This is a genomic window from Bacillus sp. AR4-2, assembly GCF_008274865.1.
GTDB classification, from domain to species: domain Bacteria; phylum Bacillota; class Bacilli; order Bacillales; family Bacillaceae_G; genus Bacillus_A; species Bacillus_A cereus.
This window is the reverse complement of record NZ_CP031062.1, coordinates 329,770-345,037: the sequence shown is the minus strand read 5'-3', so window position 1 is coordinate 345,037 and position 15,268 is coordinate 329,770. Positions and strand designations below refer to the sequence as shown.

Genomic DNA, 15,268 nt, shown 5'->3' with positions numbered 1-15,268 from the left:
CCCATCCTTTTCTTTACATTGTTTTCTCTTTTTATTGCAAAATATATGCCAACTTTCTTTTCTAGCATTTATCCTATATTCTTTGTATCCAGGCATAAAAAATAAGTCTATAAAGACTCATTAAGAGTCTTTATAGACTTATTTTCCTTACACATTAGACTCTTCTTTCTCCCAGAAAAACTCACCCGATTGAGAAATAAACTCTCCAACAGAATCTAACACTAAATCAGCAAGTGGTTCTAATGTTGGACGGTCTCCTGTACCAGATAGCACCCCAATTGCATAGCAATCGCCATTTTTAGCTAAATGTAAATCAGTTGGCGTATCTCCAACAACCGCAACCTCACATGATTCTAAATTAAATTTCTCACAAAACACTTCTATAATCTTTTTATCTGGTTTTTGCGCAGGGAATGTATCCGAGGCTATAATATAATCAAAAAAGTTCTCCAACTTATATTGTTTTAAAAATAATTCTGTTGGTGCGAAATCATCCGCCGTGACAACCCCTAATATAAATCCTTTATCTTTTAATGCCTGTAACACTTTCGGTAAGTCTGCTGTCATTTTCATATGCGAACGATGCTCATACATAAGGGAAAATAACTTCTCACTTACCCACTGATGCATCTCTTCTTCTCTAGCAGACTCAATATAATTACAAAGCCCCTTCGCTACATCAAGGCTTGTTCCAGCAGCTATTGCACTCCTTGGATTAACAAATGCTCCCTCTACACCAATCTCTTCTAATAAGGTCTGCCGCATTGTACTTGGTAAATGATATAAACTTATACATTCAGCTACAAGTTCTTCAGCTACTTTTATCCATATTGAATGAAAATCCATTAATGTCCCATCTTTATCAAATAATATTGCTTTTACCTTCTCCATAGCATCCTACCTCTCGTTTCTTATCTCCTCCAGTGTATCAATAAAATATGGATGTAAAATAAAAGAATTGTAAAAATACCATAAAAATCAAACTAACTCCCAATTTACAATTCATTTTAACAAAGTAAAAAAGGATGCCTTTACAGGGCATCCTCTTGATGTTCAGGAACAAATAGTTCTAAACAATGATATATATTTTCGAATTCCATCGGTGCATCTCCACCATACTCACCATCTAAATTAATCATTAGTTTATCTGGTGAATGTACTTTAATTCGGTTCGCTTGTGTATATAACACTTTTGGATTATTAATATGTTCACCACGTTGTGCTTGTGTTGCTGCTTTAATTAAATCAGCGATAGAACCTTTTTTCAGTACTAATAGGTCAAATAACCCATCGTTAATAGATGCATACGGTGCTACCTTTTCAAATCCACCTACTGAACGAGTATTCGTAATTAAAAACATCGTAATTTCTTCTTGTAGTAACTTTCCATCATACTCAATTTCAACATATGTCGGATGCAATGATGGTAACATCTCGATACCTTTTAGGTAATAAGCAAGCTGCCCTAATACTGTCTTTAGCTTACTCGGTACTTCGTATGTTAATTCTGTAATACGACCGCCACCAGCGATGTTAATAAAATATGTATCGTTCGCTCTACCAAGGTCTAATGGCACTGTTTTTCCTTCGCAAATAATATCTGCTGCCTCTTCAATAGAACGAGGTACACCAATTGCACGTGCAAAGTCATTTGTCGTTCCAACTGGAATAATTCCAAATTTCGGACGGAATTCATGCCCAACTAAACCGTTTACTACTTCATTTAATGTACCGTCGCCACCAGCCGCAATAACAACATCAAACTTACGATCCGCAGCTTGCCTCGCCGCCACAGTAGCGTCTCCAGGACCCGTTGTCGCATGACAAGATGTCTCATAGCCAGCTTGTTCTAATTTTTGTAATACTTCTGGTAAGCTCTTCTTAAATAGCTCACGCCCAGAAGTAGGATTATAAATAATTCTTGCTCGCTTCATCATTTATTAGCACAGGAAATTTCTTTATGTATCGAAAAAGAACATACTGAACTTCTATTCAGTATTCCCATGCCTACCTCCTCTCATCTTGCTATCCTTCTTTTATCCCGCTCAAACAGGCAGTAAGAACCCGATTCGTGTAGTCCATCAAAAGTAAATATTCACTTCAATGGTTTTTTATTTGACTCCAAAATTTATCCCGCTATTTGCGGGCAGTAAATGCCCGATTGGTGAGGGCTAATAATCAGCTTTGGATGAACCTCCCACTGATTAAAGTTTCACTTTATTTCTATCCATTCTTCCATAAAAATTTACATATAACGAATAATAACTATCTATTATTTCATGAGATGAAAAAAACCTCTATGTTTAGATTTATCATTATTCCCACCTTTTTGCAACTATCATACCATAGTTGCTATACAAACATTTTTCCACTTTTGACAGTTAATCAAACGTTTGTTTAAACGATTTTGTCTCATTTAAACAAACGTTTGATTAACCTAGAAAAACACCCATGTACGGGTGTTTTTCTGCTTAATCTTTAAAAGTTACTACTATTATCGCTTATTAATCTCTTCAAGTAAGATTTTGTTAACAAGCGGTGGATTTGCTTGTCCTTTTGTAGCTTTCATAATTTGACCAACTAAGAAGCCAATTGCACGGTCTTTACCGTTTTTAAAGTCTTCGATAGATTGCTCATTATTATCAAGAATTTCTGTTACAACTTTACGAAGTGTACCCTCGTCAGAAATTTGAACAAGACCTTTCGCTTTAACGATTTCTTCTGGGTCTCCACCTTTTTCAATTAATTCATTAAATACTTTCTTTGCGATTTTAGAAGAAATTGTACCTTTTTCAATTAATTGAACCATTTTAGATAAACCAGCAGGCGTTAATGCAACGTCTTTTAATTCTTTTTGTTGTTTGTTTAAGTATGCAAGTACTTCACCCATTAACCAGTTCGATGTTAATTTCGCATCAGCACCGTCTGCAACAGTTGCTTCAAAGAAATCAGACATCTCTTTCGTTAATGTTAACACGTGTGCATCATAAGCTGGTAAGCCTAGTTCTGCAACGTAGCGAGCTTTACGTGCATCTGGAAGTTCTGGAATAGAAGCTCGAACTGCTTCTTTCCACTCATCATCAATGTAAAGTTCAACTAAGTCTGGCTCCGGGAAGTAACGGTAATCGTCAGATCCTTCTTTCACACGCATTAAGATTGTTTTCTTCGTTGCTTCATCATAACGACGTGTTTCTTGTTGGATGATACCACCAGATAACAGTTCTTTTTCTTGGCGCACTTGCTCGTGCTCAAGACCTTTTTGTACGTAAGTGAATGAGTTTAAGTTTTTCAGTTCCGCTTTTGTACCGAACTTCTCTTGTCCAACTGGACGAAGAGAAATGTTCGCATCACAACGTAAGGAACCTTCTTCCATCTTACAATCAGATACACCAGTGTATTGAATGATTGATTTTAACTTCTCTAAGTATGCATATGCTTCTTCTGGCGTACGCATATCTGGCTCAGATACGATCTCGATTAAAGGCATACCTTGACGGTTGTAGTCTACTAATGAACCATCAGCTGTATGCGTTGATTTACCAGCATCTTCTTCTAAATGAAGACGTGTAATACCGATACGTTTCTTTTTACCGTCTACTTCGATTTCAATCCAACCATTTTCACCAATTGGCTTATCAAATTGAGAGATTTGGTAAGCTTTCGGGTTATCTGGATAGAAATAGTTTTTACGGTCAAACTTCGTTTCCGTTGCGATTTCACAGTTTAATGCCATTGCAGCTTTCATCGCAAAGTTAACTGCTTCTTTATTTAAAGTAGGAAGTACCCCTGGGTATCCTAAGTCAATTACACTTGTTTGTGTATTTGGCTCCGCTCCGAATTCTGTTGGACTCGCAGAGAAAATTTTCGAATTTGTTTTTAACTCAACGTGAACCTCTAAACCAATAATTGTTTCTAAATTCATCTATGCTCGCCTCCTTACAGACTTGCTTTTTTTGTATGATAGTCTGTTGCTTGCTCAAACGCATGTGCAACGCGGTAAATTGTCGCTTCATCGAAGTGTTTACCAATGATTTGTAGACCAAGTGGCATGTTGTTAGCACCGAATCCACATGGAACTGAAATCGCTGGAACACCCGCTAAGTTTACTGGGATTGTTAAAATGTCATTTGCATACATTGTCATTGGATCGTCAACTTTTTCTCCCACTTTAAATGCCGGAGTTGGTGTTGTTGGTCCAATAATAACATCATAGTTAGCAAATACGTTTTCAAAGTCGTTCTTAATTAATGTACGTACTTGTTGTGCTTTTTTGTAATATGCATCATAGTAACCAGAGCTAAGAGCAAATGTACCAAGCATAATACGACGTTTAACTTCATCACCGAAACCTTCACTACGTGTGTTTTTGTAAAGATCTAATAAGTTATTTACATTATCAGAACGAACACCGTAACGCACGCCATCAAAGCGTGAAAGGTTAGCAGATGCTTCAGAAGAAGATAGTAAGTAATACGTTGCTAGAGCGTATTTAGAGTGTGGAAGAGATACTTCCTCCCAAGTTGCGCCCATACCTTCTAATACTTTTAAAGCAGCTAGTACTGACTCACGAGCTTCTTCGCCAACACCTTCGCCTAAGTATTCTTTCGGTACAGCAATGCGTAAACCTTTAACATCGCCTGTTAAACCAGCTAAATAGTTTCCAACTTCAACGTTTGCAGAAGTTGCATCCATGCGGTCAATACCTGAAATAGCTTGTAATAAGTATGCATTGTCTTCTACTGTACGTGTAATCGGTCCGATTTGGTCAAGTGAAGATGCGAATGCTACTAATCCGTAACGAGATACGCGTCCGTAAGTTGGTTTTAAACCTACAACACCGCAATATGCAGCTGGCTGACGGATAGAACCACCCGTATCAGAACCTAGAGAGAATAGTACTTCTCCTGCTGCTACAGCTGCTGCAGAACCACCACTAGATCCGCCTGGAACGTAATCTAAGTTCCATGGGTTTTTCGTAGCGTAGAATCCTGAGTTTTCATTTGAAGAACCCATTGCGAACTCGTCCATGTTTAATTTACCGATTGTAATTGTGTCAGCAGCTTTTAGCTTTTGCACAACTGTCGCATCATAAATTGGATCGAAGTTTGCTAATATTTTGCTTGCACAAGTTGTACGAAGACCGTTAGTTACAATGTTATCTTTTACACCAATTGGCATACCGAATAATAAACCATTATCTTCAGCGCCGATTTTTGCATCTAATTCTTTCGCTTTTGCGCGTGCATTTTCTTCATCTAATGTAAGAAAAGCTTTTACGTTATCTTCAACATCCGCAATACGTTTGTAAGATTCTTCTACTAAATCCGTAACGGAAATTTCTTTGTTGTTTAACTTCTTATGTAACTCTGATACTGAATGATCAAATAATGACATCGAAATTCCCCTCCTCTATTCTAATACTGCTGGAACACGGATTTGATTATCTTTGTGATCCGGTGCATTTTTTAATACTTCTTCAACTGGTAAACCTTTTTCTGGTACATCTTCACGCATAACATTTTTCATAGTTAATACATGAGTTGTTGGTTTTACATCTGTTGTATCTAATTCATTTAACTGTTCTGCAAATGTAACAATTGCATCTAGTTGTTTTTGAAATTTTTCTGCTTCTTGATCAGTAATTGCAAGACGTGCTAAATGTGCTACGTGCTTTACATTCTCAACGGAAATTCTTGACACGGCTAGGCCACCTCCATAATATATCGTTCAATCTACAATACTATTGATGATACCAAATTTTCAGTACTTCAAGCAAGTCAACACAGAGTACTTACGCCATTTTTACATAAAAAAAGAAAGGCAAATGCCTTTCTTTACAATTTACTCTTTATCTAACGGTTTATTTTTTGGAAATCTCTCGTTATCTTCTTCATTATCACGAATTGTTTTTTGTAATACAAAACAAGACATCGTTAAAAATAATGTTCCAATTAAATAGTATCCTTTTACACTAAGCGTTTCATCTAACGTATAAATCCCAATTAGCATACCTGAAAGCGCACAAACAAATGAAGTCCATGCTAAAAATGTGAACGCTTGCGTATTACGTCTTCTCATCGTTCTCCCCCTCGTTAGCTGTATACCCATTATAGATAAGTATATTTACCATGATGGATTTTTATGTAAATTCTAGTTTTATATTTATAAATCTATCATAAAAGAATACTATTTTAAAGAAAGTTTTCTGTCTAATCTGAAAAAACAATTAAAATCATTGACAATTATTTCTATTCTACATAAAATAAAAATAAATATTACGAACCTCGAAATATACGGGAGTGGAATTAATTGTTGCAATATGAACATTTTTTAGACTTACTGCTAGATAACGCCAAGAAACTTTTCTATCCTGAAGAATGGGTAAGCCTAGATTTAACACTTTCTAAAACAGAAGTATTTTGTTTACTTTGGATGGAACGAAATACAGATATTACAATGACGAAAATTGCTGACCTTCTTGATATACCGATGAGTACAACGACGGGGGTTATAAATCGCCTTGTAAAAAAGGGATATATTGAACGCTACCGTGATGAAAATGACCGACGTATTGTATTAATTCGGTTAACAGAAAACGGCGCAATGCTCGTTCAAGAAGTAAAACAAAATGCGGCCCATTACTTTAGCTTAGTAACAGAAGCATTATCAGAAGAAGAAAAAGCATTCTTACTACAAATCTTCCAAAAAATCATGAATCACATTGCTACATCACAGCAGAAAACAGAAGAAAAAGTTTCTACACCTAAAATGAAAAACATTCCGATTGAATAAAACCCTATTTGGGTTTTTATTCAACTATTTACTTCGACACTCGTAATATTCGACATTCGAAACAAAGGGGATATGAATGATGAGAATTATCTTGTATACAGGTAAAGGCGGCGTAGGAAAAACTAGCATTTCAGCAGCAACAGCAATTCAAAGTGCGAAACAAGGATTAAAAACATTAGTAATGAGCACAGATCCTGCTCATAGTTTAGGAGATTCATTTGGTATAAAGCTATCTTCTGAGCCATTAGAAGTTCGTAAAAATTTGTGGGCACAAGAAATTAATACGATTTATGAGATGGAAAAAGGATGGGGAAAATTACAGAAATATATTACACTACTCTTCACTTCCAAAGTAGCCGATGATATTACAACAGAAGAATTAACGATGTTTCCTGGTATGGAAGATTTAATTAGCCTACTTCGCGTACTCGATTATTATAAACAAAACACATATGATGTTATCATTATTGATTGTGCCCCAACAGGAGAAACATTAGCAATGCTAAGCTTTCCAGACATGCTCGGCTGGTGGATGGAAAAATTATTTCCTATTAAAAGAAAAGTTTTAAAAGTCGTTCGTCCTGTAGCTCAACCACTCCTTGGTGTCCCTCTTCCAACCGACGATATTATGGACGAATTAACAAGTACACTTGAACAGCTCGGAGAAATGAGAGATATTTTATCAAATCGAGAAGTAACAAGTATCCGCATCGTTGTAAATCCTGAAAAAATGGTCATTAAGGAAGCCCAGCGCAGCTTTACTTATTTGAATTTATACGATTATAACGTAGATGCCATTATGATTAACCGCGTCATCCCTAACACTGTCACCGATCCTTATTTTCAGGCATGGAAAGATACACAGAAGAAATATAAAACATTAATTCAAGATAGTTTTCAACCCCTTCCTATTTACGAAGCTCCAATGTTTGAACAAGAAGTTGTTGGTTTGTCTATGTTAGAACGTGTAGGAGATTCTTTATTTAAAACTGATCATTCCCCTACAGAAGTGAAATTTAACGGGCGCACTCAATATGTAAAAAAGGATGGCGATGAGTATATTTTCGTTCTGTCCATTCCCTTCTCAAACAAAAGTGAACTTTCCTTAAATCAAAAAGGTGATGAACTTATTATTCGAGCGGGTTCTGTTAAACGGAACATCACGTTACCAAAAACATTAACACACCTTTCTATTCAAGGAGCAAAATTTGATGAAGATGTACTAAATATTCGGTTTGGAGGTGTAGTCCATGCATGAGGAATTACTACGAAGGGTAATTCGTACAAAAGTAAAAGTCGGGATGCATATATTAGAAGAGCTACCTAATCCAATCCAGCAATCCGCTAAGCAAATATTAAATATTTTACAAGAGGAACTAGCTGCTTATCTGAAAGAACGAGAGCATCATGAAGTTAATTTAAAAAATATCATAATTGAATAACCATCTCTGTATAGAGGGCCTTTTTTTGGGCTTTCTATACTTTATTGGAGTGATGTAAATTGATGAAAAAACATTCGACTACTATACTCTGGATCATTCCCTTATTATTTTTCATTCATAACCTTGAAGAAGCTTTCCAAATGCCACAATACCTTGCTAATCAATTTTCAATCCGTCTTATAACTAGCCAACAATTTTTCATTGCCATTTCCGTATTAACAATCTTTGTATTACTTATCGTCTTTCTATATCAACTTAACTTCTTGTCTTCTATATGCTGGATTATTTTTATACAAGGGGCCATCTTCTTCAACTCTGTTCAACATATTATTTTGTTTTTCATTTATCGCTCCTATAACCCCGGCGTCATATCAGCATTTTTCATTACTCTCTTTTCTATTTTCTTTTTTTTATCCAAAAAACACTTAATTCATCAAAAGCAATTCGTAATTACACTCCTTTTCAGCTTATTTTCTTATCCCATTATAATTTGGATTACCTTACTGTTCGCTAGCTATTTTCATTCATAAAAAAAGACCAGGAAAACTCCTGGTCCATTACTCTACTTAACAAACATTGGATTCTACGTTATACAAAATTGGAAGGTACAGAATTAGGGTTTGTTTGTTAAGTTTATATGTTGAACGAACTAACAGCGGAGGGGTTCCTTCTGTTAGTCCATTAAACCCAATAATTATTTTACGATTTTTTCAAGCTCCTCAAGTGAAAGATCTACTGAAATTGAACCATCATTTGTTTCTTTCTTAATTGCATCTGTTACTTCTTTTGAATGGTATAATTCAATTACTTTTTTCAGTGTTGGATCATCTTTATCTTTCGTACGAGCTGCGAAAATATTAATATAAGGCTTCGCATTTTCATTCTTTGGATCTTCTAAGAAAATAGGATCCTTCGCTGGATCTAATCCAGCTTGACCAGCAACACCGTTATTAATAACTGATGCCGCTACATCTTTTAACACACGAGGTGTTTGCTGTGCGATAACCGGTGTAATTTTTAATTTCTTCGGATTTTCAGCAATACCACTTGGATCTCCAAATAGACCAAAATCCTTTTTCAGCTTTAATAATCCAGCTGCATCAAGAAGTTTTAATGCACGTGCTTGGTTCGTTGGATCGTTTGGAATTGCAATTTCTGAACCATCTGGGATTTCATTTGATTTCTTATATTTTTCAGAGTATAAACCCATTGGTGCAATTTGTGTTGTACCAACAGCTGTAATATCTAACTTATGTTCCTTTTTAAATTGCTCTAAGAACGCAATATGCTGGAATGAGTTTAGTTCAATATCTCCATCAGCTAACGCTTTATTTGGCGTTGTGTAATCGGAGAACTCCACCAGTTTAATCTTAATCCCTTCTTTTTCAGCTTTTTTCTTCAAAATTTCCCAAGCGTCTCCATCCGTTCCAGTTACACCGACGCGAACTACTTTTTCTTTCGCTCCTGCACCCGTGTCTCCACTTGAGCAGCCGCTTAATGCTGAGACTCCTACAATCGCTGATAATGCAAATGCTAAAATTTTCTTCATTTTCTTTTCCTCTCTTCCTTTTTATGATCTGCGTAACAAGACTTTCGCAAAGTAATTCCCTAAATTTTGAGCTATCTGTACGAGAATAATAAGTAACACGACCGTTACGAACATAACTGATGTATCAAAACGTTGATAACCATATGTCATTGCTAAATCACCAAGACCGCCACCACCGACAAGCCCAGCAACTGCAGAAAATTCAATTAAACCAACTGTCATAAATGTGACACCTAAGATTAATGGTGCTAACGCTTCTGGTACAAGGATTTCAAAAACAATTCTAATTGGCGAGGCGCCCATTGCTTGCGCTGCTTCAATTACTCCTTTCGGAACGGAAACAAGGTTTGTTTCAACCATTCTAGCAATACCAATTGATGCGACTAAGGTCATCGGGAAAATTGCTGCTGCTGTTCCAATCGTCGTTCCGATAACACTTCTCGTTAGTGGACTTAACGCTACTAAAAAGATAATGAATGGTACCGGACGAATTGTATTAATTATGATGTTAAGAATAGAAAAGACCCATTTATTTTCTAAAAAGTTTCCTTTTCTCGTTACATATAAAAGTAAACCTAGCGGTATACCAAGAATTGTAGCAAATATAAGGGTTACAATTACCATTAAGAGGGTATCCCCCGTCGCATCTAGTATGCGCGGCCAAAATATACTCCAATCAACTCGCATGAGCTTCTACCTCCTTCAGCTGCACTTGCAGTCTTAGATGTTGTAATGCTTTTTGAATTTCCCTCTGCTCCCCTTGCAACTCTACAAGAAGATTTCCAAATAGCACATTTTGAAGTTCAATAATATTTCCGTACAGTACATTTACATCGACGTTATAGTTTTTTGCGATATATGATAGTACCGGCTGTCCTGTCTCCTCACCAGTAAATGTTAGACGATAAATTTGACCACCATTTTGAATTTTCGCTAGAACACTTTCCGGTAAATGATCATTAATGACAGAACGTACAAAGTTTTGAGTCGTCTTTGTTTTTGGTTGCGTGAAAACATCAAACAGTTTTCCTTCTTCAATAACTTTTCCCTTCTCCATTACAGCTACACGGTGACAAATTTCTTTCACAACATGCATTTCATGTGTAATAAGAAGAATTGTTAAATTGTATTCTCTATTTACTTTCTTTAATAAGTTTAGAATTTCTGTCGTTGTTTCTGGATCTAAGGCTGATGTTGCCTCATCACATATAAGAATATCTGGCGATGTCGCAAGTGCTCTAGCAATGCCCACACGTTGCTTTTGTCCACCTGATAGCTGCTCTGGGTAATAGTTTGCTTTATCTTCTAACCCTACAAACTTCAGCAGTTCATTTACTCTTTCTTTTATCTCATTCTTTGGTACTTTCGCTAACTTTAATGGATAAGCAATATTTCCAAATACTGTTCTTGAATTAAATAAATTAAAACTTTGAAAGATCATTCCGATTCTTTGTCTTAGTTTACGTAATTCTTTCGTCGATAATGATGTAATATCTTTATCATCTATTGAAATCGTTCCTGCCGTCGGTCTCTCTAACATATTTACTAGGCGTAATAACGTACTCTTTCCAGCGCCACTAAAACCGATAATGCCAAAAATTTCGCCTTTCTCAACTGATAATGTTACATCCTCTACCGCATGAACAGATTGCCCAGCTGATTCATACACTTTACTTACATTGTTAAAAGAAATCATTTTTTCCCCTCCTATATGCTGTAAAAACTTGAAGCAGAGCTTTCGAGGTAAAATAAAAAGTGCTCTCCTTCTTATCAACCATAAAGATAAGAAGGAGAGCACTTATATGTACTCATTCACATCTTCTCATCTTCCAAGCCTTTATATGGCTTGCTGGAGTTAGCACGGTATTAAAAAAACCCGTTGCTGAGGTATCGTAGGGCCAGTCCCTCCACCTCTCTGGATAAGAATGTATCGATTTAATTGTCGTTTAATTAATTCTCATTATAGAACTCAGAATAATAAGAGTCAATACATTTTTTAGAAAAATATTAATTATTCCTTTATTAAAATTTTCAGATGAAAATTCATGAGAAAATAGTAACTTTCAAGGTTATTTAAAATTCTTCTTCCTCATATTTTTAAACAGGAGAATCTTCTCTACGAATTGAATAAATTTATTTGAATATGAAACTCGGAGGAAGATAAATATATGAAAACAGCTCTTTTACTCATCGATATTCAAAACGATTATTTTCCAAATGGAAAGATGGAATTGCGTAATCCAGTAGAAGCAAGCGAATATGCTAATCAGTTATTACAACACTTTAGAACAAACAGCGAACCTATTTTTCATATCCAACACGTAGCTATAAAAGATGACGCTACTTTTTTCCTACCTAATACAGAAGGTGTACATATTCACGAAAGCGTACGTCCACTTAGAGAAGAAACAGTTATAGTCAAACATTATCCAAATAGCTTCCGAGAAACTAATCTTCTAGAGCAATTAAAACGTTTAAATATTGAACATGTCGTTGTATGTGGGATGATGACTCATATGTGTATCGATGCTACAGTAAGGGCTGCATTCGATTTTGGCTTTCAATGTACCGTTATACATGATGCTTGTGCTACAAAAGACCTGTCTTTTAAGAACGCTACTATACCAGCTGTTTACATTCACAATACAATTTTAGCTAGTTTAAATGGCGTATATGCAAATGTAATAAGCACGCAAGAATTTTTAGCTACATAAAAAAACACTCCTTTCAGTGAGCAAAACCGAAAGGAGTGTTCCTTGTCGAACCATAGATTTTCTTTCAAATTGTATTATACAGGAAATTCTCAAAATGAATACTAAAAAATATGACTAATAAGTCAACTTTTCTCATCATTTTATTTCTGTTCACATGTTTATCCCGCTATTAATAGGTTTTAGCTCATTCCCTTCGAACGATGGTAATATATAGGATTTCAATTTTAAAAGGAGCTCTTCACATTCTGTGAAGAGCTCCTCTACTATTTCTTATAAAGTTTCAGAAGTAGTTTTTGCTTGCATGTGAAGTGCTAAGTAATCAGGTCCACCAGCTTTAGAGTCTGTACCAGACATGTTAAAGCCACCGAATGGTTGGTAACCTACGATTGCACCAGTACATCCACGGTTGAAGTATAAGTTACCAACGTGGAAGTCTTCGCGTGCTTTTTCAATATGGTCACGGTTGTTAGTAATAACAGCACCTGTTAAACCGTATTCCGTATTATTTGCAATTGCAAGTGCATGATCGAAGTCTTTCGCTTTACAGAATGCTACTACTGGTCCGAAGATTTCTTCTTTCATTAAGCGAGCATCTTCTGCAACGTCAGCAACGATTGTTGGTTGGATGAACCAGCCTTTAGAATCGTCTCCTTCGCCACCTGCTAAGATTCTACCTTCTTCTTTACCAATTGCAACATAGCTCATTACTTTATCGAAGGCAGCTTGGTCATTAACAGGACCCATGTTTGTACCTAATACTGCTGGGTTAGCAACTGTTAATTCTTTTGTTAATTCAACAGCACGATTTAATACATGATCATATACATCTTCATGGATTACTGCACGAGAACATGCAGAACATTTTTGTCCTGAGAATCCGAATGCTGATGCAACGATAGACTTAGCTGCTAATTCAAGATCTGCTTCTTTATCAACAACGATTGTATCTTTACCGCCCATTTCAGCGATAACGCGTTTTAACCAAATTTGTCCTGGGTTTACTTTCGCTGCACGCTCATAGATGCGGATACCTACATCACGAGATCCCGTGAAGCTTACGAAACGTGTACGAGGATGATCTACTAAGTAGTCACCAACTTCAGAACCGTTACCTGGAACGAAGTTTACTACGCCAGCTGGTAAGCCAGCTTCTTCTAATACTTCCATAAATTTCGCTGCTACTACAGGAGTTGTACTAGCTGGTTTTAGTAATACTGTGTTACCAGAAACTAAAGCAGCTGTTGTCATACCTGCCATAATTGCGAATGGGAAGTTCCAAGGAGAAATGATAACACCTACTCCTAATGGAATGTAAGAGAAACGATTATATTCAATTGGACGGCTTTCTACTGGAATACCGTCTTTTAATTTTAACATTTGACGACCATAATATTCCATAAAATCGATTGCTTCTGCTGTATCAGCATCTGCCTCATTCCATGGCTTACCTGCTTCTTTTACAAGAATAGCAGAGAATTCATGTTTTCTGCGACGAACGATTGCTGCAGCACGGAATAAAATATCTGCACGCATTTCTGGCTTTGATTTTCTCCAAGTTTGGAATGTTTCATCCGCTACTTGCATTGCTTTTTCAGCTAACTCACGGCTTGCTTTTGAAACACGACCAACAAGTTCCTCTTTATTTGCAGGGTTTACAGAAACAATTTTGTCTTCTGTAGTGATTTTTTCTCCCCCAATAATTAATGGATAGTCTTGTCCAAGATAAGATTCTACTTTCTTTAAACCTTCTTCAAACGCTAATTTGTTAGCCTCCACTGAAAAATCTGTAAATGGCTCATGTTTGTATGCTACTACCATTTTTTTTAGCCTCCCCTTAGAAAAACGTTTACATTTTACAACATTATTCTACACGATAATTTAGATTTATTCAAATATTCCTAGACTTATATTTTAAAAATTAATAAATTTTTAAAATATAATAAAAAAAAGAGATTCATACATGCGTATGAATCTACAAAATATGAGTATATTCCAAAACATTTTTCCCGATCAATAATATAGTAACTAATAAAAATAAAGTCCTTACATATCCAACACCTTTTTGAACCGCAAACTTCGATCCAAAATAAGCACCTAAGATCATTGATAATCCCATGATAATACCGTATTCAAAATGAATTATATCTAAAAATAAAAAAGTAATTAAAGATACAATATTACTAACAAAGTTCAAAAGTTTTCCAGATGCTGCCGCTTGAATAAAATCCAGGCCAATTAATAAAAATGCAAAAATTAAAAACGACCCTGTCCCTGGTCCAAAAAATCCATCATAAAATCCTATCATTAAAATAGCAAAGAAAAATATTAATGTTTTTCTTTGCGTCATCTTCTTATAGGTAGACACACTTCCCCAATTCTTTTTTGCAATAATATAAATAGCAATAAATACCAACATTACAAGTACTAATGGGCGTAAAATATCCGGTGGAATAAATTTTACTACTAAAGCACCTGCAACAGCTCCAACAATAGTTAACGGGATTAACTTTCCTACAATTTTAAAATCAACTTTTCCTGATCGAATGAAATACATCGCACTCGTAAACGTCCCCATTGTTGCCGCTAATTTATTCGTTGCAATTGCCGAAGCTGGCGATAAGCCAACAAACATAAGTGCAGGAAGCGAAATTAACCCTCCTCCTCCAACAACGGAATCAATAAAAGCTGCTAAAAAACCGAATGCAATTAATAAAATAATGACTTGAAAACTTAATTCTTCCATGAGCTTTACCCCTTACCCCTATTTTTTA

General features: G+C 35.8%; 15 protein-coding genes, 1 pseudogene and 1 riboswitch. Of the genes and pseudogenes, 5 read left to right on the top strand and 11 right to left on the bottom strand.

Annotated elements, in window-relative coordinates; all coding sequences use genetic code 11:
• Window positions 1–147 precede the first annotated feature (147 nt).
• The 6 genes from DN399_RS01890 to DN399_RS01865 all read right to left on the bottom strand — a co-directional run bounded on the left by DN399_RS01890 (window position 148) and on the right by DN399_RS01865 (window position 6,078).
• Window positions 148–891 (bottom strand): HAD family hydrolase, encoded by a 744-nt coding sequence (locus DN399_RS01890; RefSeq protein WP_000416671.1) that lies wholly within the window; start codon window positions 889–891, stop codon window positions 148–150.
• Window positions 892–1,031: 140 nt separating this feature from the next.
• Window positions 1,032–1,937 carry a diacylglycerol kinase gene (locus DN399_RS01885; protein WP_000977679.1) on the bottom strand — a complete coding sequence of 302 codons (906 nt, stop codon included), beginning with the start codon at window positions 1,935–1,937 and terminating at the stop codon, window positions 1,032–1,034.
• 557 nt (window positions 1,938–2,494) lie between these two features.
• Complete coding sequence (gene gatB / locus DN399_RS01880) at window positions 2,495–3,922, bottom strand: Asp-tRNA(Asn)/Glu-tRNA(Gln) amidotransferase subunit GatB (RefSeq protein WP_001047685.1); 1,428 nt, start codon at window positions 3,920–3,922, stop codon at window positions 2,495–2,497.
• Between the two features lie 14 nt (window positions 3,923–3,936).
• Window positions 3,937–5,394: an Asp-tRNA(Asn)/Glu-tRNA(Gln) amidotransferase subunit GatA gene (gene gatA, locus DN399_RS01875; protein WP_000051433.1), complete on the bottom strand. Its 1,458-nt coding sequence runs from the start codon at window positions 5,392–5,394 to the stop codon at window positions 3,937–3,939.
• A 15-nt stretch (window positions 5,395–5,409) separates the two neighbouring features.
• Complete coding sequence (gene gatC / locus DN399_RS01870; protein ID WP_000086999.1) at window positions 5,410–5,700, bottom strand: Asp-tRNA(Asn)/Glu-tRNA(Gln) amidotransferase subunit GatC; 291 nt, start codon at window positions 5,698–5,700, stop codon at window positions 5,410–5,412.
• 141 nt (window positions 5,701–5,841) lie between these two features.
• Window positions 5,842–6,078 (bottom strand): YiaA/YiaB family inner membrane protein, encoded by a 237-nt coding sequence (locus tag DN399_RS01865; protein ID WP_001254393.1) that lies wholly within the window; start codon window positions 6,076–6,078, stop codon window positions 5,842–5,844.
• Between the two features lie 231 nt (window positions 6,079–6,309).
• Between DN399_RS01865 and DN399_RS01860 the strand changes: the two genes are divergently transcribed.
• The 4 genes from DN399_RS01860 to DN399_RS01845 all read left to right on the top strand — a co-directional run bounded on the left by DN399_RS01860 (window position 6,310) and on the right by DN399_RS01845 (window position 8,764).
• Entirely contained in the window at window positions 6,310–6,792 is a 483-nt protein-coding gene (locus DN399_RS01860) for a MarR family winged helix-turn-helix transcriptional regulator (RefSeq protein WP_086388543.1), read from the top strand.
• 76 nt (window positions 6,793–6,868) lie between these two features.
• Window positions 6,869–8,050, top strand: coding sequence for an ArsA family ATPase (locus tag DN399_RS01855; RefSeq protein ID WP_086388542.1), 1,182 nt, complete (start codon window positions 6,869–6,871; stop codon window positions 8,048–8,050).
• Complete coding sequence (locus tag DN399_RS01850; protein WP_000544105.1) at window positions 8,043–8,234, top strand: DUF3926 domain-containing protein; 192 nt, start codon at window positions 8,043–8,045, stop codon at window positions 8,232–8,234. The genes DN399_RS01855 and DN399_RS01850 overlap by 8 nt, the downstream gene beginning before the upstream one ends.
• A 62-nt stretch (window positions 8,235–8,296) precedes the next feature.
• The gene (locus DN399_RS01845; protein WP_002182395.1) at window positions 8,297–8,764 is read left to right on the top strand and encodes an HXXEE domain-containing protein; all 468 of its coding nucleotides are present in this window, start codon (window positions 8,297–8,299) and stop codon (window positions 8,762–8,764) included.
• Window positions 8,765–8,928: 164 nt separating this feature from the next.
• Here the strand turns inward: DN399_RS01845 and DN399_RS01840 are convergent, their stop codons facing one another.
• The 3 genes from DN399_RS01840 to DN399_RS01830 are packed head-to-tail and all read right to left on the bottom strand — an operon-like array spanning window position 8,929 to window position 11,479.
• Window positions 8,929–9,783 carry a MetQ/NlpA family ABC transporter substrate-binding protein gene (locus DN399_RS01840; RefSeq protein ID WP_000721599.1) on the bottom strand — a complete coding sequence of 285 codons (855 nt, stop codon included), beginning with the start codon at window positions 9,781–9,783 and terminating at the stop codon, window positions 8,929–8,931.
• Between the two features lie 21 nt (window positions 9,784–9,804).
• Window positions 9,805–10,470 carry a methionine ABC transporter permease gene (locus DN399_RS01835; RefSeq protein ID WP_001261865.1) on the bottom strand — a complete coding sequence of 222 codons (666 nt, stop codon included), beginning with the start codon at window positions 10,468–10,470 and terminating at the stop codon, window positions 9,805–9,807.
• Window positions 10,460–11,479: a methionine ABC transporter ATP-binding protein gene (locus DN399_RS01830; protein ID WP_000622969.1), complete on the bottom strand. Its 1,020-nt coding sequence runs from the start codon at window positions 11,477–11,479 to the stop codon at window positions 10,460–10,462. Before DN399_RS01830 ends, DN399_RS01835 begins: the two co-directional genes overlap by 11 nt.
• Before the next feature lie 123 nt (window positions 11,480–11,602).
• Window positions 11,603–11,709, bottom strand: a riboswitch (SAM riboswitch).
• Between the two features lie 242 nt (window positions 11,710–11,951).
• Here DN399_RS01830 and DN399_RS01825 point away from each other — a divergent pair.
• A pseudogene (locus DN399_RS01825) lies at window positions 11,952–12,517 on the top strand (cysteine hydrolase family protein).
• A gap of 250 nt (window positions 12,518–12,767) precedes the next feature.
• Here DN399_RS01825 and pruA read toward each other — a convergent pair.
• Together pruA and DN399_RS01815 are read right to left on the bottom strand one after the other, a co-directional pair.
• Window positions 12,768–14,315, bottom strand: a complete 1,548-nt coding sequence (pruA, locus tag DN399_RS01820; RefSeq protein WP_000259555.1) for an L-glutamate gamma-semialdehyde dehydrogenase — start codon at window positions 14,313–14,315, stop codon at window positions 12,768–12,770.
• Between the two features lie 154 nt (window positions 14,316–14,469).
• Window positions 14,470–15,240 (bottom strand): TSUP family transporter, encoded by a 771-nt coding sequence (locus DN399_RS01815; RefSeq protein WP_000391974.1) that lies wholly within the window; start codon window positions 15,238–15,240, stop codon window positions 14,470–14,472.
• Between the last annotated feature and the right edge of the window lie 28 nt (window positions 15,241–15,268).